Consider the following 26233-nt stretch of genomic DNA (forward strand, 5'->3'; position numbering starts at 1 on the left):
TGGTTCACACTGGCCAGGTGATCGTTCTGCAACCCGTTCTGGAGATCCAGTCCCGTGACGGCTTCGCTCTCTGGCCGGTGGCCGCGCTGGAGCCGTACACCTTCCTGCCGTTGAGCGGTGCTCTCAGCCAGGCGGAGGTCGGTACGGCGGTGATGTCCATCGCCGCGTGCAACGACATGGATCCCGAGGGCGACGACGGTCCGCTGTCGCAACGGGCCACCGATCCGCTCGGGGCCTTCCTGCACGGGCTGCTCACCATGGACCCGCTCTTCGCGTCCGGTGGCCTGCGCATGACCGACACCGCCACTGGCGTCACCCTCCTGCCGGGCTGCTGCAACGGCCTGGAAGAGCGGGGCGACTGGGGTGAAGTCCTCGACGGCGACGGCTGGGCTTCCTTCGGTCACGACCCCAGCCCCGTCGCGGAACGCCTCGGCGGCACCGTCCGGTTGACCGTGGACGCAGAGCAGGACGACAGCCCGGTGATCGAGACAACCGTCACCGGGCTGCGGCCTCTGCTTGCCGGTGTGGAACGTGACCTGACGGACTTCCTTCGCCTGGTCGACGCTTGGGCGGCCCGGCACCTGCCCGACCACGCGGTTCCGGTCACCACCGCTCTCGTCCGCGCCCTGGCCCCGCCCGCCCCGGGTGCGGCTGACGGCTCAGCGCAGGAGCATGGAAAGGAGAAGGCGCAGACCTGACCGGCTCCGGAAGGGCGGGAGAGGCGACGATGGTCACCGACAACCGGCAACTGATCACGGGGGCGTACGACGCCTTCGGAGCCGGTGACGTCCCCGCGGTGCTTCAGGCCTTCGCCGAGGACATCACCTGGCACGTTCCGGGACGCGGCCCGCTGTCCGGCGACTACCGAGGACACCAGGAACTCGTCGGATTCTTCGGACGGGTCATGGAACTGTCCGGGGGCTCGTTCCGCATCCGCGTCGACGACGTGCTCACGGACGCGTCGCGGGTCGTGGTCCTGTGCACGGTGAGCGCGGAGCGCGACGGCCGGTCCTGGTCCTCGCCGGAAGTGCACGTATGGGAGATCGCCGACGGCAGGGCTGTCGCGTTCCGCGAGTTCCAGGGGGATCAGCAGGCAGAGGACGAGTTCTGGTCGTGATCAGCAGCGGGCCTCCGCCGCGTCAGGCCCCCGCGACCGCGCTCCCGGCCGCGCGACGGCGTTTCCCGTACGCGACGGTCAGCACGGCCAGCAGCGGCCCCCAGAGAGTCAGCGGCGCGTAGCAGACGTAGAACGAGGCGGCCTCCCAGCCGCCGGCCTCGCTGGGGAAGTCGCCGGGAAGGTCATCGCCCCGGATCGTCTTGCCGGCGATCTGCGTGGCGACGGTCAGGACGGTCCACATGCCCGTGAGGAGCCCGGCCCCGAGCGCCGCGGGGACGACCGCCGCCCTCGCCGGAACCCGGCGGCCGCCCAGGAACGGGATCCAGCGCGGAAACACCTCGCCCCAGCGGGCGACCAGGCCGAACGCGGTGAACGCCAGCACCTCGGACAGCACCGACAGGAAGACGACGTACGCCCGCTCACCGAACCCGATCCCGCGGTCGAACGCCGCCGGGAGCCGCCACAGGCTCGACGGCAGGACGGTCAGCGGTATAGCGCAGGCCACGCGCCGCACCCGCCGGGACACTCCGGCCACGGGCTCGTGAGCCGCCCGCCACGCGGCACGGGCCCGTCCGAAGCGGGTGGCGGCGGGTACGTCAGCGGGCGGGAGCAGTTTCATGGGCGGTCCTTGGTCGCGGTGGGCTCGGTCGGCCGTTCGGTCATGAAGATCGCAGCCAACGGGGCCGTCGCGAATCGCTCGGCGGGCTGAAGCCGCTCCGCCGGAAAGCCGAGGGGGCCGCGCCTCGGGGATGACGTCGGGCACCCTTCACTCTTGATCGCGAGACGGACCGTATCGTATTATCTAGCTCATCACCGTAGACCTCGCGGGAGGAGCCCCCCCATGCACCACTTCGTCGACGCCGCGCCGGGCATACGCCTGTGGGTGGAGGAGCGCGGCGCGGCCGACGCGCCCCCGCTCCTGCTGATCATGGGCGCGCAGGCCTCCGGCATGGGCTGGCCCGACGAGCTCGTGGACGCCCTCGCCGTCCACCACCGCGTGATCCGCTACGACCACCGCGACACCGGCCGCTCCACCTGGCCCTTCGACCGGCAGCCGTACGCGATCACCGATCTCGCCCACGACGCGGTCGCCGTCCTGGACGGGCTCGGCGTCGACCGCGCCCACATCGTGGGCCTGTCGCTGGGCGGCATGCTCGCCCAGCTGCTGATCGCCGATCACCCCGACCGTCTGCTCAGCGCCACCCTGATGGGGACGTGCGCGCTGAGCACCGCCCCCTACACCGCACCCGACGGGACCCGGATCCCGCCCACGGAGCTGCCCGGCATCGCCCCGCACGTCCTGGAGATGTGGTCCCGGCCGGTCGAGGACCATGGCCTGGAGGCCGAACTGGACCGGCGCGTCGAGCACTGGCGGGCGTTGTCCGGCGGCCAGCTCCCCTTCGACGCGGACTACTTCCGCGGCCTCGAGCGACGGATCATCGAGCACACCGGGCACTACGCCACCACCACCGCGCACGGCCGCGCCGACGACTCCGGCCTGCTCCGCACGGACGAACTGGCCCGCACCGACGTGCCCACCCTGGTCGTCTCCGCCCCCGCCGAACCGGTCTTCCCCCCGCCGCACCCCCAGCACCTCGCTCAGGCGATCCGTGGCGCACGCGTCGTGGAGATCCCCGGCATGGGCCACGCGCTCCCCCGCGAGGTCCTCGCGCCGCTCACCCGGGCCGTCCTCGATCACGCCGCAGGCAGGCGCCCCGGTACGCCGGCTCTCTGACGTCAGCGCCAGGACACGGCGAAGGGCGGCGGCACCCGGTGGGGGTGCCGCCGCCCTTCGCGGCGCTTCCGCCTCTGATCAGTGATCGATGACCGGTGATCAGTAGGCGGAGTTGACGTTGTCCATCGAGCCGTACTTGTCGGCCGCGTAGTTGCAGGACGCGGTGATGTTGGCGACCGGGTCCCAGATGTCCCACGAGGTGCCCTCGACGTGATACGCCTTGAACGTCGGATCGATGATCTGCAGCAGACCCTTCGACGGCACACCATTGACGGCGTTGACATCCCAGTCGTTGATCGCACGGGGGTTACCGGTCGACTCACGCATAATGTTCCGCTTGATGCCCTCATAAGAGGCCGGAACGCCCTTGGCGTGCAGGATGTCCAGCGACTGACGGATCCAGCCGTCCAGATTGTCGGCGTACGCCTTCTTCGCCGGGGCGGCCGGCTTCGCGGCGGGCTTGGCCGCGGCAGGCTTCATGGGCTTGCGGGCCTCGGAACGGCTCGCGCGCTCCTGCTCAGCCTTCGCCTTCACACCAGCATCGGCCTTCTTCGCGGCGGCGTCGGCCTTGGCCTGCTTCGCAGCCGCGTCGACCTGCTTGGCCAGCTCGTCCTGCTGCGTCTCACCAAAAGACCCGGCACTCCACGCCACCGGCTTCACCGCATGAGCCTCAGCGGCAGAAGCAGTACCACCGGACACCGCGGCGAACACCACCGTGGCGGCAGCGGCCGCGGTCAGACCGGCGGCGGAGAACTTGTGAACCTTGGACAGACGGGTATAGCCGGAGTGAGTGGAACGCATAACTGAGCTGAACCTCTTCCCATCGCGAAGTCGCAGTGGCCCGTAACGGCGCGAAAAAAGCGCCGTTTCTCTGTCAACGGCGCCGTGCGACCCCGCAATTGTTAGCGGCAGCGAAAACCCCCCGCAACGATGTGACCTACTACCCCCACTCGTTCACCGCCCCCGCGTTTCCCTCACCGGCCCCCTGTTCACGGGCCCTGTCGGAGACGTCCTTTCACTAAAGAGCCCGGTAGGTGACCCAGGTCGCATGAGCGGCCTCACAGGACACGCCCCCGCGGGTCACCTCTGCGCGACCGTGCGCTGCTCAGCGTGAGTGAGGGTCAGCAGTGCCGGAGGAAGGCGGCGGCCGGGCGCCGCTACGTCGTCGAGGCCCTCTCCCCCGCCTCGGGTGGCTCCTGCCGCGTGCGGGGCAGATCAGGCGCCTGCTCCGGCCCCCGCCGAGCGCCCGCTCCGACCCGCACCCGGTCGGCCCTCACCCGCCTTCGTCCACCCGCAGTCTGACCTGCTCCTCCAGGCGCTCCAGGCTGTGCGCGAGGGCGGTGTTCACGATCTCCTCGCCCGGGTCGTCGCCCTCGTCGAAAAAGGACAGGTGGATCGTCACCTCGCTCGCTCCGCCGTCCATGCCGGCCACCTGGAGCCAGCCGGCGTAGTTGCCGCTCTCCCTCGTCCCCCACTCCACGCGCATCTGGTCGGCCTGGGCCCGGAAGAGCCCGGGTTCGTCCTCGCCGGTGCGGTCCTCGTGGACGGTGACGGCCGGGAGTTCCTCCGCCCGGACGTGGAGGTCTTCCGGCAGCCAGCCGCTCAGCCTCTCGACGCTGTTGACCTGGTCGAAAACATGCTCGGGCAGCGCCGGCATCGTGCGGGAACTCTCGTATTCGCTCATGCCCTGTCCATCCTCAGTCCTCACTCCGGGAATCGGGGACCTTCCATGACCCGCCTGCCCGCGCGGGGGCCCTGGGCGGCGCGGTACCACCCGTTCGCTCCGGGGCCGGTCCGCCTTTCGGCCCCACCCGGCCCGCGCCGGCACCCCCTCCGTACCGTGCTCCCCATGTATGAGACGACAGGGGCTCCGGCCGGCGCGCCCACCACCGGACGTGATCCCGGTGCCGCGTACGCGGTCGCCGCGGTGACGGCGGTGGGGCTGAGTGTGACGAGTCTGTGGTGGGCCCTGCCCGGCACCGTCGCCGCGTTCCTCGCCGGGCACCGCTCGGGGCGGACCCGGCCGATGGTCGTGGCGGTCAGCGGGCTGCTGCTGGTGGCGGCGGTCGCGATCCCGGCGGCGCCACAGCTGCTCGCCAGGGCGAGCGACTTCGTCGCGGTGCTGGTCGGGGCGGCGCTGCTGCCCTGGTTCGCCGGACGGATCCGGCGGCAGTACCAGGAGCTGGTGCGGGCCGGGTGGGCGCGTGCGGGGCAACTGGAGCGCGAGCAGCAGCTGGTGGCCGAGCAGGCCCGGCTGCGCGAGCGGGCCCGCATCGCGCAGGACATGCACGACGCGCTCGGTCACGACCTGAGCCTGATCGCCCTCTCGGCCGGGGCCCTCAAGCTCGCGCCCGGCCTGGCGGAGCAGCACCGGGCGGCGGCCGAGGACGTACGGGTCCGGGCTGAGGCCGCGGTGGACCGCCTGGGCGAGGTGATCGGCATCCTGCGCGAGGGCGCGGGGGCGGACGGGGCGCCGACGGGCCCGGCGGACTTCGACATCGCGCGGCTCGTCGACGGGGCGGCCGCTTCCGGGCTGGACGTGGTGCTGCGGCTCACCGGTGAACGGCATGAGGTGCCCGGGGTGGTGGAGCGTGCGGCGCACCGTGTGGTGCAGGAGGCGCTGACCAACGTCGTCAAGCACGCGCCGGGGGCGTCGGCGGTGGTCCGTGTCGCACACACGGCCACCGAGACGGTGGTCACGGTGGAGAACACCCGGAGCGCCGGCGGTGCTCCGCCGGCCCGGGAGGGAACGCCCGGTGGCGGGCGGGGCCTGGTCGGTCTGGACGAGCGGGTACGGCTGGCGGGCGGCTCCTTCACCCACGGCCCGCGCGCCGCCGGCTTCGTGGTCACCGCCCGGCTGCCGCACGAGCCCCGGCGGCCCTCACCACCGCGCCCGGATCCCGCCGCCGTCGCTTCGGTCCTGCCGCCGGAGCACCGCAAGGCCCGGCGGCGCGCCCGGTACACGCTGGCCGCCGCGGTCGCCGTGCCGGTGCTGGCCCTGACCTGCCTGACCACCGTGCTGGTGGTGTGGGGCTCGCTGATCCTGTCGGAGGCGGTGCTCGACCCCGACGACTACGCCAAGCTGCGCGTGGGGCAGAATCGCCGGGAGGTGGCCGGACTCCTGCCGGGCCGTCAGTTGCCGTACCGGCCGAAGGGTGCCGCGTCAAAGAAGCCGGGAGTGAAGTGCGAGTACTACGCCGTGACGGCCGACCGCTTCGTGGACAACTCGGGCGACTCGTACCAGCTGTGCTTCCGGGACGGGCGGCTGATCGGCCTCGACGTGCTGCGCGGCTGAGCGCCCGGTGATCCGCGTCCTGCTCGCCGACGACGAGCCGATGATCCGCGTCGGCATCCGCGCCGTGCTGTCCACCGACCCCGGCCTGGAGGTCGTCGCCGAGGCCGGCGACGGGCACGAGGCGGTGGAGCTGGTGCGCCGTCACCGCCCCGACGTGGCCGTGCTCGACATCCGGATGCCACGGGTGAACGGGATCGAGGCGGCGGCGCGGATCCGCGCCGCCGTCCCCGGGACCGGTGTCGTGATGCTCACGACGTTCGGCGAGGACGACTACATCCTCCAGGCACTGTCCGGCGGCGCCGCCGGGTTCCTCGTCAAGTCCGGCGCTCCCGAGGAACTGCTCGCGGGCGTGCGCGCGGTGGCCGAGGGCGCCGCCTACCTGTCACCGAAGGTCGCCGCCCGGGTGGTCGCCCACCTGTCCGCGACCGGCGCCGGCTCCGCCACCGCCCGCCGCGCCGCCGCCCGTGAACGGATCGCCTCCCTCACTCCCCGGGAACGGGACGTGCTGTCCCACCTGGGCGCCGGGCTGTCGAACGGTCAGATCGCGCGGCGTCTGCACCTGGTGGAAGGAACCGTCAAGGCGCACGTGAGCTCCATCCTGTCGCGGCTGGGCGTGGACAACCGGGCCGCGGCCGCCGTCGTGGCGCACGAGGCCGGCGTCCTTCCCCCACCGGTCCAGACCGAACAGTGACAGCGCCCTGACGGCGAGCGGGGGCAGCAGGAGCATCGCGGCCGCCGCCACGGCGCCGCCGAGCACCGCGCCAGCCAGCACGTCGTGGGGATAGTGCACGCCCACGGCGACGCGCAGCAGCGCCGCGGCCAGGGCCAGCGGCAGGGTCACGACGGCGAGCCTCGGCCGCACCATGGCCACGCCGACGGCGAGCGCGGCGGCGAGGGTGGAGTGGTTGCTGGGGAAGGACCAGTCACCGACCGGCGGGCATTCCTTGACGGTGGTGACGCCGTGCAGGGCGCGGCAGGGCCGTTCCTCGTCCACCATCGTCTTGACAAGCTCGCTGACGGCGTAGGCGGCCACGGTGCCGAAGCCCGCCACCAGTACGGCCGCGGACGTCCCCAGGTCGCGGCGGCGCAGCCCCGTCCAGGCGGTCCATACGAGCAGCAGGCCGAGCGCCACGAGCGTCGCCTCGGTGGCCACGCCGAACAGCGAGCCCAGCCAGCCCGGCGCGTCCGCCGACGTCCCGGCGATGGTCCGGTACAGCGACGCCGAGGGCCCGCCGGTGACCTCCACCGCGCCGAAGTCGCCTGTTGTGGCCGGGGCCGCCCAGGCCACTACCCCGGCCGCCACGGCCAGCAGGGCCGGTGCGGCCAGCAGCCGGCCCCGGGACACCGGGGTGCGCGTCGCGGGGCCCGGTGCGGTTCTGTGTTGCGCAGTGCGTCTCATGCGGCCCGAACCTACGGACCTCCTCCGGCCCGCGCATCGCCCGAACGGCAGGACCGCGCCCCTGACGATCGTCGGGGTTGCCGAACGCGGAACGGGGTGACCACGGTGCCGGAAGGACGCTCACTCCTCAAGCCAGAACCCGGCTCGCCTCCGCCAGAGGTCGAGCAGCCCGCCGTCGCCGTCGATGTCGAGGCTTCCGGTGGCCGGGGGCCGCCCGTAGACGTGCAGGAGCAGGTCGGTGAGCGGCCCGCGCAGCGTGACGGCGGCCTCGCCGGGGGCCCGGTGCCAGGCGGGAGCCTCGCCCGTGAGGTCGACCAGCCAGTCCCCGCGGGCCTCCGGCGGGGTGTCGGTGGCCCGGAAGTGGAGGGTGCGGCCGGGGCCGAGCAGTGCGGGCTCTCCCGGCCTCGGTGCGTACGCCTCCGGCATCGTGCTGAACCTCATCCACTCGTCGAGGGCGTCGGAGGCGACGTCCCCTTCGACGGCGTACTCCGCTCCGACGGTGAGGGCCGCGTCGGCCCGGTGGACGACCGTCTCGTGCGTCATCCGGCGGGCCCAGAACAGCAGGGGCTCGTCCGGCACCACGGTCCACACCGCCGTGCCGGGCCCGGCGGCCCGCAGGGCCCGTGCCAGCGCCGCCGAGCCCTCGGCGAGCCAGGTGTCCAGGGCGTCCGGGTCCTCGTCCGTGTGGCCCTGGTCGTTGACCAGGTCGTCCGGGACGGGTCCTTGCGCCCGGGTCCTGACGATCGTCTCGACCCAGCGGTGCGCTCCGCCCACGTGCCACAGCAGTTGGCTCAGGTTCCAGCCCGGGCAGGTGGGCACGGGCAGCTGCGGGTCCGCGCCCTGGGCGTGCGACCGCAACAAGTCCGTCTGCGTGAGGATTTCGGCGCAGTAGCGTTCGAAGCTCAGCGGCGTCATGGCGCCACGATACGCAAGCGGGCGGGCGGGACCGGCTACCAGAGGCGGCCCTCGGGGAGGTCGGCCAGGTGCGGAGCGGACAGGTGCAGCACCTCGTACCGTTCGGTGGCGTCCTCCGTCTCGGGAACGGCGTCCTCCCACAGGACGAAGCGCATCAGCTCCCAGTGGTGGGGGTCCACGGCGAGGGCGGCGGTGTGGACGCCGTCACGCTGGGCCAGGGCGTGCAGGGCGTCGGCCTCACGCCGGATCAGGTCGGCGAGTCCCGTGCCGGCGGTGCCGGAGTCGGCGGGGAGCCGGGTCACGCGGCGGGACGCGGCCTTGGGGGTGGTGTTCCGGGCGGGGCCGGCTTCGCTGGAGATGCCCGTCCAGTGGTGGACGACCGGGCGGCCGAAGTCCCGGATGATGCCCTGGAAGCCGCCTCCGCCGACGAGGAACTCGCTCATCGCGGCGGTGTCGGCCCACAGGTAGAAGGGGGCGTACTGGTTGACCGGCGAGCCCTCGACCCCGCGCTCGCGGATGACGTAGGCCTTCAGGCCGAGCCCGGCGCGGTCGTCGAGGATGTGGCCGAAGTCGGCCACCCGCTTGCGGATGATCCGCATGTCGTAGTCGGCGGGCAGGGTGACTTCGTACTGCTTGGCGTACACGGTGGTGTCACTGCCTTTCTGTGTTCGGTTCGGTGGGGACGTCAGGGCGTGGTGCGTGAGGACAGCAGTGCGAGCACCCCGGTGACGGCCGTGTGGAACAGCTCCGCCGAGTCCGCCGCCCTGGCCAGGACGTAGCCGCCCTGGAGCACGGCGACCACGGCCGACGCGGTGCCGGCCGGGTCCAGTGCGGCGTCCAGCTCGCCGCGGTCGCGGCCTTCCGCGAGGATGTCCGCGAGCCGGCCCCGCAGCCAGACGAACGTCTCGTCGACCGGGGCGCGCAGCACCGGATCGGCCATCACGTCCGGGTCCTGGGTCAGGCGGCCGATCGGGCAGCCCTTGAGGACGTCGCGCTCGCGCAGCAGGTACGCGGTGAGGCGCTCCAGCGCGGTGCCCGGGGCGGACAGTTGCTCCTCCGCCCGGGCCCGCATGTCGTCCGCGGTGCGCCGGATCGCCGTCAGCGCCAGCTCGTGCTTGCCGGCGAAGTGGTGGTACATGCTGCCCTGCCCGGCACCGGCGCGCTGCTGGATGGCCTTGGGGCTGGTGCCGACATATCCGCGCTCCCAGAGGAGTTCACGGGTGCTCTCGATGAGGCGTTCCGACGTGTTCACCCAAGCAGTGTACATACTAGTAGGTACAAACGATCTTCCATTCCGGACGGAAGCGGCACGCAAGGCGCACCAGCCAGGCCGGCGGTGCGGACCAACCAGCCTGGCGGCGACGGCTGTTCGGGCGACGACTGTTCCGATCACGGCCGTTCATCTGACGGCCGTTCATCTGTTCGTCCACGGAAAAGCCGTTGACGCAGATCGAACCCACGTGATCAAGTTCTCGACCGTGCCCCTCATCCGTCACATACGCGCGGTCGCACCGCCCAGCGCGGTGACAGCCGGCTTCCTCGCGGTGCTCATCGGCTTCACCAGCTCCGTGGCCATCGTCATCACCGCCGCGGAGACCGCGGGCGCCACGTCCGCTCAACTGACGTCATGGATCTTCGCCTTGGGCATCGGCATGGGTGTGACCTGCGTAGGGCTCTCCCTGCGCTACCGCGCCCCCGTGGTCACCGCGTGGTCCACACCGGGCGCCGCCCTGCTCGCGACCGGCCTGCACGGGGTGTCGATGCCGCAGGCCGTCGGCGCGTTCATCCTCTCGGCGGTCCTGGTCGTCGTCAGCGGTGTGACCGGCTGGTTCGAGCGCGTCATGGACAAGATCCCGGTGCCGCTGGCGTCGGCGCTGCTGGCCGGGGTGCTCGTCCAGTTCGGCACCGGCCTGTTCACCAAGATGCAGCAGAACTTCGCCGTCGTGTTCCCGATGTTCGCCGTCTACCTGCTGTGCCGCCGGTGGCTTCCCCGCTACGCGGTCATCGGGGCCCTCGCCATCGGGATCGCCGCGAGCGCGTGCCAGGGCTCGTGGCGGCTGGGCGGGCTGCACCTGGGCCTGGCCGAGCCGGTGTTCGTGCGCCCCGAGTTCTCCTGGCAGGTGCTCGTGGGGGTCGGTCTGCCGCTGTACGTGGTCACCATGGCCTCGCAGAACCTGCCGGGCGTCGCGGTGATGCGCAACGCCGGCTACCGCACCCCCGTCTCCCCCCTGCTCACCTGGACAGGGGTGGTCACGGCGCTGCTCGCCCCGTTCGGCTGCTTCGGGCTGAACCTGGCCGCCATCACGGCGGCGATCTGCATGGGCGAGGAGGCGCACGAGGACCCCCGCCGGCGGTACCTGGCGGCCGTGTGGGCGGGCCTGTTCTATGTGACGGTCGGCCTGTTCGCCGGGGTCGTGGGCTGGCTGCTCACCGCCATGCCCACCGCCCTCATCATGGGCATCGCGGGGCTGGGGCTCCTCGGCACCATCGGCGGTTCCCTGTCGGCCGCCCTGGCGGACGAGGGCATGCGCGAGCCCGCCGTCGTCACTTTCCTGGCCACCGCGTCGGGCATGACGCTCTTCGGCATCGGGTCCACGTTCTGGGGGCTGCTCGCCGGGGTGCTCGCCACCGCCGTCCTCCGGAGCCGACGGCGTACAGCCACCGCGGTGACCCCGGCGCCGGAACCCGGCCGGGAGCCGGCCGCACGCTGACCATGACGGGGTGAGGGACACCGCCCGCCGGCGCGGACGCCGCACCCCGGCGTCCGCGACCGCTCCATGTCTCGCTCCCCGTCCGCCGCCCGTTTCCGCCCGGGGTGCGGGGGCAGCCGGTTCTTCCCCCGCGTGCAGGCGGGGCACGACCCGGGAGGCGGCGTGATGGGACGGTGGCGGGACGAGGGTGACGTGCGGGAGGCCCGGCGGACGGGAACGGCCGTCGCGGCACGTGCCGGTCTCGTCGCCCGCGGGGTCCTCTACTTCCTCGTCGGGACCCTGGCCCTGCGGATCGCCGTCGCCGACGGCGGCGAGCAGGCCGACCGGGGCGGGGCGGTGCAGGAGCTGGCCCACAAGCCCTTCGGGCACGTACTCGTCTGGGCCGTGGGCGTCGGGCTGGTCGGCATGGCTCTGTGGCAGCTGTCGGAAGCGGTCTTCGGGGCGGCGGGGCCCGACGGGCGGAAGGTGCGCAAGCGGTCGGCGTCAGCCGTGCGTTCCGTCTTCTTCTGCGTCGTCGCGGGGTCGGTGATCGGCTTCGCGGCCGGGGAGCGCGGCAGTGGCGCCGGGTCGACCGACGAGAAGTCACGGGACGTCACCGCCCGGGCGCTGGACTGGCCGGCCGGTCAGTGGCTCGTGGCCGCGGCGGGCGTCGTGGTCGCGGCCGTGGGCGTCTGGATGGTCGTCCGGGCGGCCACGCGCGCGTACCGCCGGGAGTTGAGGATGGCCATGATGACCCCGGTGACACGCAGGGTCGTCGACGTCCTCGGGGTCGTGGGCGGGATCAGCCGGGGGCTGGTGTTCGCCGCCGCGGGCACCTTCGCGGTCCGGGCGGCCGTGACGTACGACCCGGGGCAGGCCAAGGGCCTGGACGACACCCTCCGCACCTTCGCCGGGTCCCCGGCGGGGCCGTGGCTGCTGGCGGCGGTGGCGGTGGGGCTGGCGCTGTTCGGACTGTTCTCGTTCACCATGGCGCGCTGGCGGGCCTTCTGACGCCTGGGGGACGGCCCCTCAGCCGCTCGGCAGGACCTTGCGGAGCGCCGTGTCCAGCTCCTTCGCCACGTCCGCGTCGGACATCGACCGGGTCTTCGCGGAGGTGTGCAGTCTGCTCAGCTCCGTGGTGAACGCGTGCGTGAACGCGCCGTAGAACGGTGTGTGCGGCCGCAGGACCGCCGCTTGCAGGGCCGGCAGAAGCGTGTCCTTCGCGTACAGCGGGCGTTGGAACCTGTCGCGTGGCATGTCGCCGCCGCTCCCTTCCGACGAGGCGGCCGCGCTGGGCGCCGCGCGGTGGTCGTCGCACGTGACGCCCGGGTCCGTGTAGGCCGACGTGCGCGTCGCCGCGAAGCCCGCGTCCAGCAGACAGCGTTCGCTGGTCTTGTCGGTGAGGAACCTGACCAGTTCCCGGGCCTTCCTCACCCGCGCCTCGGGCATGGCCGGGTTGGCGGCCACCGCGAGGTCCTGGCCGCCCAGCACGGCGGCGCCGGGGAGGGGGGCGACGCCCAGCTTGTCGTCGCCGAGGGCCGCGTGGAGCGTCCGGTACGCGTAGGGCCAGTGGCGGAGGAAGGCCGTACGGCCCTCCGCGAAGTCCTTGAGGGTGGCGGCCTCGTCCGACTCGAAGGCGTCGTCGAGCGTGTGCGGGTTCTCAGTCCGCCGCCGGAACTCCGCCACGCCCTTCTCCAGCTCGTCCGGCGAGGCGGCGTAGGCGCCGTCCTCGCCGGTCAGCCGCACGCCCGCGGAAGCGAACGCCTCGGTGCCGTTGACGGTCAGCCCTTCGTAGGGGCTGAGCTGGCTGGTCCAGGCGCTCCGGTAGCTCTTCGACTTGTCGGTCTTGTCGGTGCGGGCCCAGGCGTCCACCGCGTCCATCAGCGAGGCCACGCCGCCCCACATCGTGTGCCCGGTCGTGAGCGCCCCGGACTTCTTCTCGTCGATCCCCGCGCCACCGACCAGGTAGTCGCGGCGGTAGTACAGCAGGCCGACGTCGCTGTTGTAGGGCGCCGCATAGACCTCGCCCTTCCAGCGCGCGGTGGCGGCCGCCTTGGCGAGGACGTCGCCGTCGTCGGCGTACTCCTCGGGCAGTTCCCGGATGAGGCCCGCGGCGGCGAACTCGGCGACCCACGTGACGTCGAGGTTCACGATGTCGTAGCCGGAGCTGCCGGACTGCAGCGCCGCGAGGAGCTGGCTCCGTTGCAGGTCCGCGGACCCGGGCAGGATGACGGCGCGGGCGCGGTAGGGCGAGTTCTCCTTCTCCTGCAGTTCGTTCCAGGCGTCGACCAGGCGCTTGCGGATCCCGTTCTTGCCGGTGACGTCCACGCCGGTGGCTATCACGAGCTGCGTGCCGGTCAGCGGTCGCGCGGACGCCGTACCGGAGTGCCCTCCCGGCTCGCCGTGCCCTGAGCAGGCGCTCGCGCCCAGCACGAGGGCGGCACACCAGACGAGCACCTGGACGATTGTCGAGCGTTTCATGCGTCTTGCCCCCGTCGCGCTATTGGTGGCCCTGCGCGACCTGGGAGATCTCGGCGGCGAGATCCCTGGCCAGGTCGCCCCGGGCGTCCAGGCACCTACCGCCGCTCGCCTCGGCCAGACGCAGGTCCAGTCGGTCCTTCAGACAGCCACCGGAGTCGAACGACACCATCACCACCGGCACGTTCCGGCCGCGTACGAACGTCACCAGGTCGTCCTGCCGGGCCGCGTTCATGCGGTCGTTGTCCTCGTCGTCGGTGAGCAGGACGATGAGCTGGGGGTGCCCGTCGTCCTCGTCACCGCGGGGCATCTGGTTCAGCGCCTCGCGCAGCGCACCGCCGATGTCGGCCTCCTGGGACGGTTCCGGTACGGCGTCGTCCACTTTCCTGCCCGCCTCGGCGGCCTTGTCCTGCTCGCTCTTGTCGGCGGCCCTGGACCACGAGCCGTGGGTGCCGAAGGGGAGCAGTTCGCGGTACGGGGCGCCGGACCCCGCCGAGGCGACGCTCCACACGCCGAAGATGTCCTCGGAGCCGAATCGGCTCAGTGACTGCTTGAGGATCTCCCGCGTGCTGTTGGCCCCGTCCCACCACCGGCTCATCGACCCCGAGCTGTCCAGCAGGAAGCGGACCCGGCTCGCGGCGTTGGCCTGCCGGTACTTCTCCAGGGTGTCCGATGCCTCGTCGGCGGAGAGGGCGCGGGGCACCGGGCCGGGGCTCGTCAGCACCCCGGGCGACGCGGAGGAGAAGGGGGCCCGGGAGCCCTGCCGGAACGCCTGGTCCTGGAAGGCCTTCCGGCCGTCCTCCGACGTCAGCCAGTCCCGGAACCGCTGGACGGCCTGGTCGCGCTCCCCCTCGTCCAGGCGGGCGTCGTTCCAGCGGACGTGTACGAACACGGGGGCGAGGCCGGGTACGTCGGTGGGGTACTCGGCCACACGGGTCACTCCGGTCTCACCGACGCAGTGCTGGTACGCGCCGAGGGTGGGCTCGGCCACCAGGACCGCGGTGCGCCGGTCCACCGCCCTGGCCTCGGCGGAACTGCCCCCGGCCAGCCCGCACACGAGGTCCTTGCCCGTCGGCGCGGTCCGCCCCTGGCGGCGCTGCCCCAGCTCGACGTTCCGCGGGGCGTCCGTCTGGTACAGGCCGCGGGCCGCGGCGAGTGCGGCGTCGGTGTTCCGCGGGTCGGCCCGCCGGACCTCCGTCTGCTCGCCCTTCCCCTTCATCGCGGTGAGCAGGTCGGCGAGCTTGCGGCCCGCGCGCGCGCCTTCGGGCTCGGCGAGCCGTTCGGGCAGCAACAGGACCATGGGCGCGTAGGCGAGCGGCCGTTCGCCGTCGAAGTCCAGGGTGAGGACCGACGACTGGTTGCCCCCCTCGTCCTGTGCCCTGCGCGCGCTCGCGGAGGACGCCGGTATCCACACGTCGGGCTGGGGTCCCACCGTGCTCATCGGGTTGAACCCGGACCGGCCGACGTGGGCCCACTCCCCGTACTGGGTGCGGAACGCCTCCACGGTGTCGGCGGCACCGGCGCTGTAGACGGTGACGCCGGTGCGGCGGCAGTTGTCCCCGTCCCTGTTCGCGTCCGACGCGACGAACCCGTCCGCGGCCTTGCGGATGACCGGAGCGAGATCCGGGTCGGTGAGCACGCGCAGTTCGAGCGGCGCGTGGTGCGCGCACGAGGCGGACGGTCCGTCGCCGTCCGAGTCGCCGGAGGTGATCCACCAGAAGGCGGCGGTGAGCGCGGCCGTCACGGCCAGCAGCGCCGCGGTGATCAGCCGGGCGGGGCGGGGGCGGGGGCCGGGGTGCTCCTCGCCGGTCCCCTGCGATCCGCCGGTCGCCGGGGGGAGGGGGCCGCCCCCGGGCGGGCGGGCCAGGACCTCGTCGTCCGCGGAGTCCTTCCGGCACGCCTGGGGGTTCCACTCCCGGCCGCCCACGGTCTTCAGGGCCTTCAGGTCGTCCGACACGCGCTTGTGCAGGCCGCCCAGGGTCACGGGGCCGCCGGCCGGGCGGGCGCCCCGTCCGAGGTGGCGTATCAGGTGTGCCGTGTACGGGGTCGGCGTCCGCGCGTTCCCCGCGTCGATCCGCTGGTTCTTCTGCACCGCGAGCAGCAGGGAGACGCGCTGCTGGTCCTGCTCGTCGAGTTCCTCCCAGGCCGCCGAGGCGTTGCCCGCGTAGCAGCAGTCGAGGACCACCACGGTGTGCCGGGGCCGGTTCTCCCCGGAACACAGCCGGTTGAGCACGTCGTCCCAGCGGATCCACCCGGGGAAACCGGGGCCGTGCTCGACCTTGGCGTCACGCAGTCCCAGCAGCAGGCGGCCGTGGCCGCCGGTGCGCGTGTCGACGATGCCGTGCCCGGCGAAGTAGACGAGGAGCAGCTGGTCCGTGTGGTCCCGTGCGTGTCCCAGCCGGTTCTCGAACTGCTCGACGCCGGGCGAGGAGAGCGCCTCTATGCGGTCCTCGTCGAAGACCCCGCCGGTGCCCAGGACGTCCCTCAGCTCGTCCAGGTTCTGCTGGACCGCGGCGATGTCCCCGAGGCCGGCGGCGAACCGCAGGGGCCTCTTGTTGGCGTAGTGCGCCACCCCGACGAGCAGGGCGCGGCTGGTTCCCTCGTGCCGCTCAGGTCCGGCCATCGCGCTAGTCCTGCTCGTCGTCCCGCTCCGCCCGGAAGTCCGGCGGGTCCGGATCGCCCAGGGCTCGCCGGCTCGTCCGCCATTCCTTGACGGACTCCGCGACCCGCCGGACGATCTCGGCGGACGCCGCGGCGCCGCCCCAGTCGATCACGTGGAGCACGATGTCGAGCTGAGGGCCCATCGGGACGCCGGCTTCCCCGCGTCGGGCACCCCGCTTGACCTGCACTCGGCCTTTCAGTTCCGGTTCGTCCTTGAGCCACGTCTCAAGGGACTTGACGTCCCTTTCCTCCACGTGTCCGGACACGGAGATACGCACGTGGTGCCGTAACCCGTCCTCTCCTCGCGCCATAACTCGGCATGGTGTCACGGAGTGTGCGATTCCAGGAGAGGGTCTGCGGATGTCCTCGCGCCGGGCGGGGATGGTCCGGACCGCGCCTCGTGGTCCGCGCCCCCGCCGGGGCGGCTCACGTCTCCGGTACGGCCTGGATGTCCAGCTCGACCCTGATGGTGGTGCCGATCATGACGATGCCCCGCTGGAGCATCGAACGCCAGTTCAGGGTGAAGTCCTCGCGGTGCAGCTCGGTGCCGGCCGAACAGGCGGCACGGGTCTCGCCCGCGATGCCGGTGCCGATGCCCAGGTAGCGCGTGTCGAGCGCGACGTTCCGGCTGATGCCGTGCAGGTTCAGCACGCCCTCGACGGACCAGCGCGAGCCGCCGCGGTGCACGAAGCGCTCGCTGGTGAACCGCATGTACGGGTACGTCGCGACGTCCAGGAACTCCGGCGAGCACAGGTGTTCGTCCCGGCGCTCGACCCCCGTGTCGATGCTGGCGGTCTCGATCACCACGTCCAGCCGCGAGTGCTCCATGCGCTCGCCCACCCACAGGGTCCCCTGGAACCGGTTGAACCTGCCGTGCACTTCGGCCAGGCCGATGTGCCGGGCGATGAAGCGCACCGCCGTGTGGTCGGGGTCGACGCGCCAGACCCCCGCCGCCGGCGTGGCGGGCGTGGGCGCCGTCTCCATGCCGATCGCGTCGAGGGTGGTGCGCGTCTGCTCGACGCACACGAAGGACCGGCGTACGGGCTGGAAGCCCTCGGCCGTCACGACGAGGCCGTACTCGCCGGGCGGCACGGTGGCGGCGAACCTGCCGTGGGGGTCGCTCTGCCCGTGGACGACCTCCCTGCCGGCCGCGTCCCGGACGGAGACCTCCGCACGGTGCATCGGCAGCCGCAACGGGTCGAGGACGAGACAGTCGACGACACCCGCCCCCTGAGGGATCGGGGCACCTCCCTGCCGCGGAGAGCTCTTGAAACGGCGCAGCAGCGCGAGGGGCATCCCTGAAGAACCTTTCTCTGGCGGGAAGGTGGTCGGGTGTTAGACCATCACATCTCACCATTACAAGGCAAAACGGCTACTTGGCTTTCAAAAGCGCACCGATCGCTGCTGAACGGCTTCGATTCGCCCAGATCACCCCGCGAGAGTCGCTCCTACGGATCGGAGGGCCGGGTCAGCCGTGTCACCGCCGCCCACAAGGGCGGCGCGCGTACCATCACGCTGTCCCCATAGCCGCATTTCATCCCATATGCCGCTATGCACAGTTCGCTACGAGGCACGCGCGCCCGGACGCGCGGGGGTTGGCGGTGGCCATGGATCGATCTGCACCACAAGCGCCTGTGGCGCCCGGCTCCGACGTGCGGCCGGTCGTCCGGGTGCCGGTCGCCCTCCGGGTGAACGGCACCGAGCGGCGCCTTGAGGTGGACACCCGCACCACGCTGCTGGACGCCCTGCGGGACGGGCTGAAGCTGACGGGCACGAAGAAGGGCTGCGACCAGGGACAGTGCGGGGCGTGCACCGTGCACGTCGACGGCAGACGGGTGCTGTCGTGCCTGACCCTCGCCGCGAGTGCCGACGGCCGCGAGGTGCTGACCATCGAGGGGCTCGGGCGGGACGGCGCGCCGCATCCCGTGCAGGAGGCCTTCGTCCGCCACGACGGCCTGCAGTGCGGCTACTGCACCCCGGGGCAGATCATGTCGGCCGTCGCCCTGATCCAGGAGGGCCGGGCGGGGTCCGACGACGACATCCGGGAGTTCATGAGCGGCAACCTCTGCCGTTGCGGCGCCTATCCGAACATCGTGGCCGCGATCCGCCAAGCCGCCGGCCGGGGTGACCATGCGTAGCTTCGCCTATGTCCGGGCCGCCACCGTCGACGACGCGGTCGCCGAGGTCACGGCGGACCCGGACGCCGCCTACCTCGCCGGGGGGACCACCCAGGTGGACCTGATGAAGGACGAGGTGTTCCGGCCCGGCCGGCTGGTGGACATCACCCGGCTGCCCCTGCGCGGAGTCGACCGCGAGGGCGACGCGCTCGTCGTCGGGTCGCTGACCACCATGGAGGAGCTGGCCGCGCACGAGGTCGTGGCCGACCGGCTGCCCCTGGTGCGCGAGGCGCTCCTGTCGGGTGCCTCACCGCAGCTGCGGCACATGGCGACCATGGGGGGAAACCTCCTGCAGCGCACGCGCTGCCGCTACTTCCGCGACCCGAGCGTGGCCTGCAACAAACGTGAACCGGGCACCGGGTGCGGCGCCGTCGGCGGCTTCAACCGGATGCACGCCGTCCTGGGCACCAGCCCGCAGTGCATCGCCACCCACGCCTCGGACGCCGCCGTGGCGCTGCTCGCCCTGGGCGCCTCGGTGCGCGTCCGGGGAACCGACGGGGAACGCGTGGTGCCGCTGACGGAGTTCTACCGCCTGCCCGGCTCCACGCCGCACGTGGAGAACGCCCTGCGACACGGGGAACTGATCACCCATCTGGAGATCCCCCTGCTGCCCCGCGAGGCCCGCTCGGGATACCTGAAGGTCCGCGACCGCGCCAGCTACGAGTTCGCGCTCGCCTCCGTCGCGGCGGCCCTCGTGATCGACGGCGGGAGGATCCGCGCGGCGCACCTCGCCCTGGGCGGTGTCGGCACCGTTCCCTGGCGGGTGCCGCGTGCCGAGGAGCTGCTGCGGGACGCCCCGCCGGATCGGGACGTCTTCACGGCGGCGGCGGAGGCGGCCCTGAGCGGGGCGGTGGCGCAGTCCGGCAACGGCTTCAAGATCGAGCTCGGCGGGAGAGCCGTGGTACGGATGCTGAGCACCCTGGCGGAGGAGGCGTAGGACCATGGCCCACCCCGACATCGGTGAGGGGATCGACCGCGTCGACGCGCGGGTCAAGGTGAGCGGCCGTGCCGCCTATCCCACGGACCAGGACCACCCGGACCTCGCGCACGCCGTCCTGGTGCAGAGCACCGTCGCCGCCGGACGCGTCACCGCCCTCGACACCGCGGCGGCCGAGGCCGCACCGGGCGTACTGGCGGTGATCACTCACGAGAACGCCCCCGAGCTGCACGAGGCACCCGACCGGAGGGCGACCCTGCCGCCGCCCCCGCTGCGGGGCGACCGGATCGTCCACCACGGCCAGACCGTCGCGGTGGTGGTGGCCGAGACGTTCGAACAGGCCACGGAGGGCGCCCGGCTGGTGAGGGCCGCGTACGAGCGGACCGACCCCGTCGTGGACATCGACCACCCGGGGGCCGAGCACGTCCGCGACCCGTTCGGCAGCGACGACGGAACGGGCGACGTCGCGGCGGCCCTGGCCGCGGCGCCCGTACGCGTCGAGCAGACCTACCGCACAGCCGTGAACACCAACAATCCGATGGGCCCGTTCGCGACCGTCGCCTCCTGGGACGGTGACCAGCTGACCGTCCACGACTGCACCCAGGGCCCCTCCCGCACCCGTGCCGACCTCGCGGCGACGCTCAAGGCGCCGCAGGACACGATCCGGGTCCTGGCCCCCTACCTCGGAGGGGGCTTCGGTTCGGGGCTGCGCACCTGGTCGCACACGGTGCTGGCCGCGGTCGCCGCGCGCCGCGTGGGACGCCCCGTGAAACTGGTGCTGACCCGCAAGCAGATGTTCACCTCGGTCGGCCACCGCCCCGACACCCGGCAGACGCTCAAGATCGGCGCCACCCGCGACGGGCGGATCACGGCCCTCGACCACGAGGCGTGGCAGACCCTCTCGATGGGCGACGTCAACACCGAGACGGTCGCCAGGGTCTCCCTGTCGGGCTACGCCAGCCCCGCCGTCTCCGCCCGGGACGTCCAGGTGCGCGTGAACGTCCCCTCGCCCGGCTCGATGCGTGCCCCCGGTGACGGCCAGGGCAACTTCGCGCTGGAGTGCGCCCTGGACGAACTCGCCCACGAACTGGGCATGGACCCCCTCGAACTGCGGCTGCGCAACTACGCCGGGGAACACCCGGTGACCGGTCAGCGGTGGTCGAGCAACGACCTGCGCGAGTGCTACCGCGTCGGTGCGGAGAAGTTCGGCTGGTCACGCCGCGACCCCGCACCGCGCTCCATGCGCCGGGGCCGGACACTGGTGGGCTACGGCATGGCCGGGACGTCGTTCTTCTTCTACCAGTCGTCGTGCGCGGCCCGGATCACCGTCAACCGCGACGGCGGCGCGGTGGTGGCGAGCGCGGGCATGGACCTGGGCACCGGCACGTACACCGTGATGACCCAGCTGGCCTCGGAGTTGCTGGCCCTGCCGCTCGGGCGGGTGCGCATGGTGATGGGCGACAGCTCCCTCCCCCAGGCACCCTCGGCCGGCGGCTCCGGACTCACCGGTGCCATGGGGTCGGCGATCCACGCCGCCTCCCGGCACCTGATCCGCTCCTTCCTGGACCTGGTCCGCGACGACCCCGGATCGCCCTTGCGCGGCGCCGGAACGGGTGACGTGCGGGTGGAGGACGGCCGCATCGTGCGCGAGGACGACGGCCGGGGCGAGAGCTACGAGGAGATCCTCACCCGGCACCGGCTGGACGAGCTGACCGCCGAAGGGTCCGCCGAGGCGCCCGGCGAGGACCAGCCGGTGGTTCCCACCGGTCCGTACGCCGCGAAGTTCGCCGAGGTGCACGTGGACCCGGACCTGGGGGTGATCCGGGTGGCCCGCCTCGTGACCGCCGCGCACTGCGGACGGATCCTCAACGAGAAGACCGCCCGCAGCCAGCTCGTCGGCGGCACCGTCGGCGGCATCGGCATGGCCCTGCTGGAGGAGACCGTGACCGAACCCCACACCGGACGCATCGCCAACGGCACCTTCGGCGACTACCTGATCGCCGTCAACGCCGACATCCCCGAGCTGGACGTCCACTTCGTCGGCGGCCCCGACCCCACCAACCCCACCGGCACCAAAGGGTGCGGTGAACTCGGCATTCCCGGCACACCGGCCGCCATCGCGAACGCGGTGTTCCACGCCACGGGCACCCGGGTGCGCCATCTGCCCATCACCATCGAGGACGTGCTCTAGCGTCGCCGGACCCACCGGACGGCCCCGACGTCACGAGCAACGGCACCAGGAGCGTGAACCGTGCTGGACATCGCCCCCGAGCTGAGCCGGTGGTGCGCGCAGGGACGCGACTTCGCCGTGGCCACCGTGGTGGCCACCCAGGGCAGCGCGCCACGCCGGCCCGGCGCCGCCCTCGCCGTCGACGCCGACGGCACGGTGACCGGTTCCGTCTCCGGCGGATGCGTCGAGGCCGCGGTGTACGAGCTGTGCCGCCAGGCGCTGACCTCCGGCACGTCCGTGCTCGAACGCTTCGGGCACGACGCGGACGACCCCTTCGCCGCCGGCCTCTCCTGCGGCGGTGCGATCGACGTCCTCGTCACCCCCGTGCCCGCCGGCACCCCGGACGCGGACACGCTCGCCGACGCGCTGACGGCGGCCGCCCGGGGCGAGGCGGTGGCGCTCGTGCGCGGTCTCGACAGTCCGGCCGGGCTCCTCGGCCGCGTCCTGCTCGTCCGGCCGGACGGTACCGGGCGCGGCTCGCTGGGCGGTGACGCGCGGCTGGACGGTGCGGCCGCCGAGGAGGCACGTGCGCTGCTGGGCGCCGGCCGCACGTCCACGGTGCGCCTCGGCCACGACGGCTCGCGGTGCGGCGAGACGACGACGCTGCTGATCGAGACGGCGGCGCCACCGCCCCGCCTGGTCGTCTTCGGCGCGGTCGACTTCGCCTCGGCGCTCGTGCGCGTCGGCGAGTTCCTCGGCTTCCACGTGACCGTGTGCGACGCCCGTGCCGTCTTCGCCACCCGGGAACGTTTCCCACGGGCCGACGAGGTCGTCGTCGACTGGCCCCACCGCTACCTCGACTCCCAGCGGCTCGACGGGCGTGCCGCCCTGTGCGTGCTCACCCACGACGCCAGGTTCGACGTGCCGCTGCTGGAGAGGGCGCTGCGCCTGCCCGTCGCCTACGTGGGCGCCATGGGCTCGCGCCGCACCCACCACGAGCGCCTGCGGCGGCTGCGCGAGGCGGGCCTGACCGAGGCGGAACTGGCGCGGTTGCGCTCGCCCATCGGCCTCGACCTGGGCGCCCGGACGCCCGAGGAGACCGCCCTGTCCATCGCGAGCGAGATCGTGGCCGAACGCCACGGCGGCACCGGCCGCCCCCTCACCGGACTGTGCGCCCCCATCCACCGCGACCCGTCCCCCGGCCGGCCCGTCCGGGCCGGGCTGCCGGCCGTCGACGGCTCCGGGGCGGGACACCCGCCACGGCGTGTCCGCGCCACCGGTCCGGGGCCGCGCTGACCGGCGGCCCGGTCACCCCCGCACGCGGGCGACGCGCCCCTCGTCCCAGACCGGTTCGTCGCTCTCCACGACCCGGCCGTCCTCGCGGAAGACCAGGAAGCGGCCGAAGGCACGGGCGAACCAGCGGTCGTGGGTGACCGCGACCACGGTGCCGGTGAACGCGTTCAGAGCCTGTTCCAGGGCCTCCGCGGAGATGAGGTCGAGGTTGTCGGTGGGCTCGTCGAGGAGCAGCAGCGTGGCTCCGGCGAGTTCCAGCAGGAGGATCTGGAACCGAGCCTGCTGCCCGCCGGAGAGCGTCTCGAAGGCCTGCCGGCCGGCGCCGGCGAGGCCGTAGCGGCTCAGGGCGGACATGGCGTCCTGGAGGTCGACCCCCTGCCGGTCGCCCTCGCCGCGGCCGAGGATGTCCACCGGGGTGCGGCCCGCCCATTCGGGGTGCCGGTGGGTCTGGGCGAACAGTCCCGGCCGTACCCGCGCGCCGAGACGGCATTCCCCGACGTGGGCGACGGTGGGCGGGGCGTCGCCGCCGGCCTCGTCCAGCAGGCGCAGGAAGTGGCTCTTGCCCGAGCCGTTCGAGCCCAGGACGCAGACCCGGTCGCCGAAGAAGACCTCGAGGTCGAAGGGCCGCATCAGGCCCTCCAGTTCGAGGGCGCGGCAGGTGATCGCCCTGACCGCGGTGCGGCCGCCGCGCAGGGCGGGGGCGACGCGCTGCGCCCGGGGCGGGGCCGGCGGCGGGCCGGCCGCCTCGTACTTCGCGAGCCGCGTCTGGGCGGCGTGGTAGCGCGAGGCCATCTCGTCGCTGACGGAGGCCTGCTGACGCAGGGTCCGTACGAGCTCCTTGAGCTGCTCGTGCTTCTCGCTCCACCGCCGGCGCAGTTCCGCCACGCGCTCCCAGCGGGCCTCGCGGGCGGTGTGCCAGGTGGCGAAGCCGCCTCCGTGCGTCCAGGCGGAGCCGCCCTCCAGGGTGACCACCTGGGTGGCGGTCCGGCTCAGCACCTCGCGGTCGTGGGTGACCAGGAGGACGCCCTTGCGGGTGCGCAGGAGCTGTTCCTCCAGCCAGCGCTTGCCGGGCACGTCGAGGTAGTTGTCCGGCTCGTCGAGCAGGAGCAGGTCCGCGGGGCCGCGCAGGAGCGCCTCCAGGACCAGGCGCTTCTGCTCGCCTCCCGAGAGCGTGGCGACGTCGCGGAACTGGGCGGTCGTGAAGGGCAGTCCCAGGGCGGCGACCGTGACGGTGTCCCAGAGGACCTCGCACTCGTAGCCGCCGGCCTCGCCCCAGGCGGTGAGGGCTTCGGCGTAGCGCAGCTGGGCGGCCTCGTCGTCGTTCTCCATGAGGGCGAGTTCGGCGGCGTCGACGGCGGCCGCGGCGGTGCGCTGGCGCGGGGGCGCGACGGAGAGAAGGAGGTCGCGGACGGTACGGCCGTCGCGGACGCTGCCGATGAACTGCGGCATCACGGCGACGGTTCCCTGGCGGCGCACCGTCCCCTCCCGTACCGGCAGCGCCCCGGCGAGCATCCGCAGCAGGGTGGTCTTGCCGGCGCCGTTGTCACCGATCAGGGCGACGGTCTCGCCCCCGGGGAGACGGAACGACACGTCGCGGAACAGTTCGCGCCCGTCGGCCAGGGTGTGGGCGAGCGCGCCGGCCTCAAGGTAGCCCATGCGCGAAAGCCTAGCCCCGGTCCCGCTCCGGCTCCGGTTCATTACGGCCAGGCCGTTGGCATCCGTCCGGCGGCACGCCTCCGGGCGTACGCCCCTTGCCGGCGGGTCAGGACCCCGCCGTGTCCACCCCATGTGCCACGGTGGCCCCGGACCCCACAGCTTCGGACCCAGAGGCAGAGAAAAGTGGATTTAGCCTACTTATCCCCTGTCACCTGACACACCATCTCCTGACCGAAATCTTCCGATGACACCCTTGTGTCGCCCTCGGGCATACGTGAACGTTGGCCCCGGCACCTTTTTCGACCGCGAGGTCGTCCGCCCCGGCGGCCGCCTCCGTCCACGCTCGTCCGACGGGCCCGTGGCCCGCCCGAGGAAGCCGGAAGACCACTGATGCGCCGTGTTCCCGATGTCCGTCCGCCCCACCCTTCCGCAAGCACCCGCCCTCCCGGCTCCCCACCCCGCCGGGAGCCCGTGACCGTCGCCCTGTCGGGGGCCGAGTTCGGCTGGGGCAGTTCGGGGAAGCTCAGCGCGGTGCTGTCCGCGCTGCGCGCCAGGTCACCGGTGCCGCTGAGGTTCGTCGGGCTCGACTCGGGCCTCGGCCGGCCCCTGCTCGCCGAGCATCCCGTCGAGCGCTGGTACGACCTCCCGGACTCCGCGCCGGGCGTGGCGGGCGTGATCGAGGAGGTCGTGCGGTCCCACGGGGTGCGCGCGGCGGTGGTCGTCCTGGACGGACCGGTGGCGAAGGCGCTGGAGGCCGCCGGCGTGCCGACGGTGTTCGTGGACAGCCTGCCGTTCCTGTGGACCGAGGGCGACCGCGGCGCGCTGCCGCTCGACGCGACGGTCTACTGCGCCCAGCGGTGCCTCGAACTGCCGCCCGAGTCCCAGGACGTGCTGGCGTCCGCCGCCGGGCTGCGCTGGGTCGAGGCCGTCATCGGGACGTCTCCCGTACCACGGGCCGGGGAACGCCCGGGGCGGCGCTGCCGCAAGGCCGTCGTCAGCCTCGGCGGGCTGCGCGCTCCCCGGCTGGCCGACTGGAGCTGCTATCCGCGCGTGGTCGTCCCCGCGGCCCTCGAAGCACTCGCCGCGCACGGCGTGCGGGACGTGTGCCTGGCGGGCAACCTCCCCGCGGGGCTGCTCGCCCGGTTCGTCGAGCAAGCCCCGATGCCCCTGCGCGTGACAGCCGGGGCGCTCCCCCACCGTGCGTTCCTCGCCGAACTCGCCGGATGCGACGTGCTCCTGGCCTCCCCGGGGCTGACGACGCTGCTGGAGGCCGGCAGCCTGGGGGTGCCCGTGGTGTGCCTGCCCCCGCAGAACCTCAGCCAGATCTTCAACGGCCGCTCCCACGGCCGGGCGGTCGGCGCCGACGTACGGGTCACGTGGCCCGAGGACGTCCTCCGCGAGGAGGAGGCGCTGGCCCTGCGCGTGAAGGGCGAGGACCACGCGCTGGAACTGATCTACGAGGCGATCGGCAAAGCCGCCGCCGCAACGGACGAGGAGCGCGTGATGGCGGCGCTGACGGACGGCATCCTGGCCGCCCTGCGCCGGGCCGCCGGCCCCGCCGACTGGGGCGCCCTCACCGAGGCGGTCGGCACCGGCGGTGCGGCCCAGGTGGCCGACGCGGTGCTGGGGACGGTGGGAGCGCCACCCCCGGGCGCCTGAGCCGCCCCCGCCCTCTCCTCCGCACACCCCCGTCGGGTACGTCCCGTCTGC

23 protein-coding genes and 1 pseudogene are annotated in these 26233 nt (G+C 73.1%); 12 read left to right on the forward strand and 12 right to left on the reverse strand.

Translation table 11 applies throughout. The features are described 5' to 3' along the window. The first annotated feature begins 17 nt into the window (after positions 1-17). Together CYQ11_RS01870 and CYQ11_RS01875 are read left to right on the forward strand one after the other, a co-directional pair. Complete coding sequence (locus CYQ11_RS01870) at positions 18-698, forward strand: hypothetical protein (protein ID WP_099198019.1); 681 nt, start codon at positions 18-20, stop codon at positions 696-698. 29 nt (positions 699-727) lie between these two features. Next, positions 728-1117: a nuclear transport factor 2 family protein gene (locus tag CYQ11_RS01875; RefSeq protein ID WP_099198020.1), complete on the forward strand. Its 390-nt coding sequence runs from the start codon at positions 728-730 to the stop codon at positions 1115-1117. 22 nt (positions 1118-1139) lie between these two features. Here the strand turns inward: CYQ11_RS01875 and CYQ11_RS01880 are convergent, their stop codons facing one another. Further along, complete coding sequence (locus CYQ11_RS01880) at positions 1140-1736, reverse strand: hypothetical protein (RefSeq protein WP_099198021.1); 597 nt, start codon at positions 1734-1736, stop codon at positions 1140-1142. A 222-nt stretch (positions 1737-1958) separates the two neighbouring features. On the opposite strand from CYQ11_RS01880, the gene CYQ11_RS01885 reads away from it, so the two are divergent. After that, complete coding sequence (locus CYQ11_RS01885) at positions 1959-2852, forward strand: alpha/beta fold hydrolase (RefSeq protein WP_099198022.1); 894 nt, start codon at positions 1959-1961, stop codon at positions 2850-2852. Positions 2853-2951: 99 nt separating this feature from the next. Here the strand turns inward: CYQ11_RS01885 and CYQ11_RS01890 are convergent, their stop codons facing one another. Beyond that, positions 2952-3653: a transglycosylase SLT domain-containing protein gene (locus tag CYQ11_RS01890; protein ID WP_099198023.1), complete on the reverse strand. Its 702-nt coding sequence runs from the start codon at positions 3651-3653 to the stop codon at positions 2952-2954. 472 nt (positions 3654-4125) lie between these two features. Further along, entirely contained in the window at positions 4126-4536 is a 411-nt protein-coding gene (locus tag CYQ11_RS01895) for a hypothetical protein (protein ID WP_099198024.1), read from the reverse strand. A gap of 165 nt (positions 4537-4701) precedes the next feature. On the opposite strand from CYQ11_RS01895, the gene CYQ11_RS01900 reads away from it, so the two are divergent. Further along, positions 4702-6147, forward strand: a complete 1446-nt coding sequence (locus tag CYQ11_RS01900; RefSeq protein WP_099198025.1) for a sensor histidine kinase — start codon at positions 4702-4704, stop codon at positions 6145-6147. Positions 6148-6187: 40 nt separating this feature from the next. Further along, positions 6188-6838: a response regulator gene (locus tag CYQ11_RS01905; protein WP_420894478.1), complete on the forward strand. Its 651-nt coding sequence runs from the start codon at positions 6188-6190 to the stop codon at positions 6836-6838. Here CYQ11_RS01905 and CYQ11_RS30605 read toward each other — a convergent pair. The 4 genes and pseudogenes from CYQ11_RS30605 to CYQ11_RS01925 all read right to left on the reverse strand — a co-directional run. Next, positions 6836-7546 (reverse strand): annotated as a pseudogene (locus CYQ11_RS30605) (phosphatase PAP2 family protein); the annotation flags it as partial. The gene CYQ11_RS01905 and the pseudogene CYQ11_RS30605 sit on opposite strands and share 3 nt — an antisense overlap. Before the next feature lie 120 nt (positions 7547-7666). Next, a complete protein-coding gene (locus tag CYQ11_RS01915) occupies positions 7667-8461 on the reverse strand; it encodes a maleylpyruvate isomerase family mycothiol-dependent enzyme (protein ID WP_099198027.1) in 795 nt (264 codons plus the stop codon). 35 nt (positions 8462-8496) lie between these two features. Then, positions 8497-9105, reverse strand: coding sequence for a DUF4865 family protein (locus tag CYQ11_RS01920; protein ID WP_099198028.1), 609 nt, complete (start codon positions 9103-9105; stop codon positions 8497-8499). Positions 9106-9146: 41 nt separating this feature from the next. Then, a complete protein-coding gene (locus CYQ11_RS01925) occupies positions 9147-9713 on the reverse strand; it encodes a TetR family transcriptional regulator C-terminal domain-containing protein (RefSeq protein ID WP_181143544.1) in 567 nt (188 codons plus the stop codon). A 208-nt stretch (positions 9714-9921) separates the two neighbouring features. On the opposite strand from CYQ11_RS01925, the gene CYQ11_RS01930 reads away from it, so the two are divergent. Beyond that, positions 9922-11172, forward strand: a complete 1251-nt coding sequence (locus tag CYQ11_RS01930) for a benzoate/H(+) symporter BenE family transporter (protein WP_240003214.1) — start codon at positions 9922-9924, stop codon at positions 11170-11172. A gap of 165 nt (positions 11173-11337) precedes the next feature. Further along, positions 11338-12162 (forward strand): DUF1206 domain-containing protein, encoded by an 825-nt coding sequence (locus tag CYQ11_RS01935; protein ID WP_099198031.1) that lies wholly within the window; start codon positions 11338-11340, stop codon positions 12160-12162. A gap of 18 nt (positions 12163-12180) precedes the next feature. Here the strand turns inward: CYQ11_RS01935 and CYQ11_RS01940 are convergent, their stop codons facing one another. The 4 genes from CYQ11_RS01940 to CYQ11_RS01955 form a co-directional block, all read right to left on the reverse strand. Next, positions 12181-13632, reverse strand: coding sequence for an extracellular solute-binding protein (locus tag CYQ11_RS01940; RefSeq protein ID WP_099198032.1), 1452 nt, complete (start codon positions 13630-13632; stop codon positions 12181-12183). Between the two features lie 19 nt (positions 13633-13651). Continuing rightward, on the reverse strand, positions 13652-16252 hold the full coding sequence (locus CYQ11_RS01945) for a VWA domain-containing protein (RefSeq protein WP_099198033.1): 2601 nt from the start codon (positions 16250-16252) through the stop codon (positions 13652-13654). 4 nt (positions 16253-16256) lie between these two features. After that, positions 16257-16601 carry an effector-associated constant component EACC1 gene (locus tag CYQ11_RS30115; protein ID WP_240003215.1) on the reverse strand — a complete coding sequence of 115 codons (345 nt, stop codon included), beginning with the start codon at positions 16599-16601 and terminating at the stop codon, positions 16257-16259. Positions 16602-16716: 115 nt separating this feature from the next. Further along, positions 16717-17586 (reverse strand): YceI family protein, encoded by an 870-nt coding sequence (locus tag CYQ11_RS01955; RefSeq protein ID WP_099198035.1) that lies wholly within the window; start codon positions 17584-17586, stop codon positions 16717-16719. 311 nt (positions 17587-17897) lie between these two features. Here CYQ11_RS01955 and CYQ11_RS01960 point away from each other — a divergent pair, with 311 nt between their 5' ends. Genes CYQ11_RS01960 through CYQ11_RS01975 form a run of 4 tightly spaced genes read left to right on the forward strand, consistent with a single transcriptional unit; the run spans position 17898 to position 22870 of the window. Then, positions 17898-18428 (forward strand): (2Fe-2S)-binding protein, encoded by a 531-nt coding sequence (locus CYQ11_RS01960; protein ID WP_099198123.1) that lies wholly within the window; start codon positions 17898-17900, stop codon positions 18426-18428. Continuing rightward, on the forward strand, positions 18421-19404 hold the full coding sequence (locus CYQ11_RS01965; protein ID WP_099198036.1) for an FAD binding domain-containing protein: 984 nt from the start codon (positions 18421-18423) through the stop codon (positions 19402-19404). Before CYQ11_RS01960 ends, CYQ11_RS01965 begins: the two co-directional genes overlap by 8 nt. A gap of 4 nt (positions 19405-19408) precedes the next feature. Continuing rightward, positions 19409-21595 (forward strand): xanthine dehydrogenase family protein molybdopterin-binding subunit, encoded by a 2187-nt coding sequence (locus CYQ11_RS01970; RefSeq protein WP_099198037.1) that lies wholly within the window; start codon positions 19409-19411, stop codon positions 21593-21595. A gap of 60 nt (positions 21596-21655) precedes the next feature. Next, a complete protein-coding gene (locus CYQ11_RS01975; RefSeq protein ID WP_099198038.1) occupies positions 21656-22870 on the forward strand; it encodes an XdhC family protein in 1215 nt (404 codons plus the stop codon). Positions 22871-22882: 12 nt separating this feature from the next. Here CYQ11_RS01975 and CYQ11_RS01980 read toward each other — a convergent pair whose 3' ends face one another. Continuing rightward, positions 22883-24523: an ABC-F family ATP-binding cassette domain-containing protein gene (locus CYQ11_RS01980; protein ID WP_099198039.1), complete on the reverse strand. Its 1641-nt coding sequence runs from the start codon at positions 24521-24523 to the stop codon at positions 22883-22885. A 471-nt stretch (positions 24524-24994) separates the two neighbouring features. Between CYQ11_RS01980 and CYQ11_RS01985 the strand changes: the two genes are divergently transcribed. Further along, positions 24995-26182: a hydroxymethylcytosylglucuronate/cytosylglucuronate synthase gene (locus tag CYQ11_RS01985; RefSeq protein WP_240003217.1), complete on the forward strand. Its 1188-nt coding sequence runs from the start codon at positions 24995-24997 to the stop codon at positions 26180-26182. Positions 26183-26233: the final 51 nt, after the last annotated feature.

Origin of the sequence: Streptomyces cinnamoneus, from assembly GCF_002939475.1 — a bacterium.
GTDB lineage: Bacteria > Actinomycetota > Actinomycetes > Streptomycetales > Streptomycetaceae > Streptomyces > Streptomyces cinnamoneus_A.

Coding starts and splice junctions, on each gene's coding strand:
- CYQ11_RS01875 (WP_099198020.1), top strand. CDS start 728: ATGGTCACCGACAACCGGCAACTGATCACGGGGGCGTACGACGCCTTC.
- CYQ11_RS01880 (WP_099198021.1), bottom strand. CDS start 1,736: ATGAAACTGCTCCCGCCCGCTGACGTACCCGCCGCCACCCGCTTCGGA.
- CYQ11_RS01885 (WP_099198022.1), top strand. CDS start 1,959: ATGCACCACTTCGTCGACGCCGCGCCGGGCATACGCCTGTGGGTGGAG.
- CYQ11_RS01890 (WP_099198023.1), bottom strand. CDS start 3,653: ATGCGTTCCACTCACTCCGGCTATACCCGTCTGTCCAAGGTTCACAAG.
- CYQ11_RS01895 (WP_099198024.1), bottom strand. CDS start 4,536: ATGAGCGAATACGAGAGTTCCCGCACGATGCCGGCGCTGCCCGAGCAT.
- CYQ11_RS01900 (WP_099198025.1), top strand. CDS start 4,702: ATGTATGAGACGACAGGGGCTCCGGCCGGCGCGCCCACCACCGGACGT.
- CYQ11_RS01905 (WP_420894478.1), top strand. CDS start 6,188: ATGATCCGCGTCGGCATCCGCGCCGTGCTGTCCACCGACCCCGGCCTG.
- CYQ11_RS01915 (WP_099198027.1), bottom strand. CDS start 8,461: ATGACGCCGCTGAGCTTCGAACGCTACTGCGCCGAAATCCTCACGCAG.
- CYQ11_RS01935 (WP_099198031.1), top strand. CDS start 11,338: ATGGGACGGTGGCGGGACGAGGGTGACGTGCGGGAGGCCCGGCGGACG.
- CYQ11_RS01940 (WP_099198032.1), bottom strand. CDS start 13,632: ATGAAACGCTCGACAATCGTCCAGGTGCTCGTCTGGTGTGCCGCCCTC.
- CYQ11_RS01945 (WP_099198033.1), bottom strand. CDS start 16,252: ATGGCCGGACCTGAGCGGCACGAGGGAACCAGCCGCGCCCTGCTCGTC.
- CYQ11_RS30115 (WP_240003215.1), bottom strand. CDS start 16,601: ATGGCGCGAGGAGAGGACGGGTTACGGCACCACGTGCGTATCTCCGTG.
- CYQ11_RS01955 (WP_099198035.1), bottom strand. CDS start 17,586: ATGCCCCTCGCGCTGCTGCGCCGTTTCAAGAGCTCTCCGCGGCAGGGA.
- CYQ11_RS01960 (WP_099198123.1), top strand. CDS start 17,898: ATGGATCGATCTGCACCACAAGCGCCTGTGGCGCCCGGCTCCGACGTG.
- CYQ11_RS01965 (WP_099198036.1), top strand. CDS start 18,421: ATGCGTAGCTTCGCCTATGTCCGGGCCGCCACCGTCGACGACGCGGTC.
- CYQ11_RS01970 (WP_099198037.1), top strand. CDS start 19,409: ATGGCCCACCCCGACATCGGTGAGGGGATCGACCGCGTCGACGCGCGG.
- CYQ11_RS01980 (WP_099198039.1), bottom strand. CDS start 24,523: ATGGGCTACCTTGAGGCCGGCGCGCTCGCCCACACCCTGGCCGACGGG.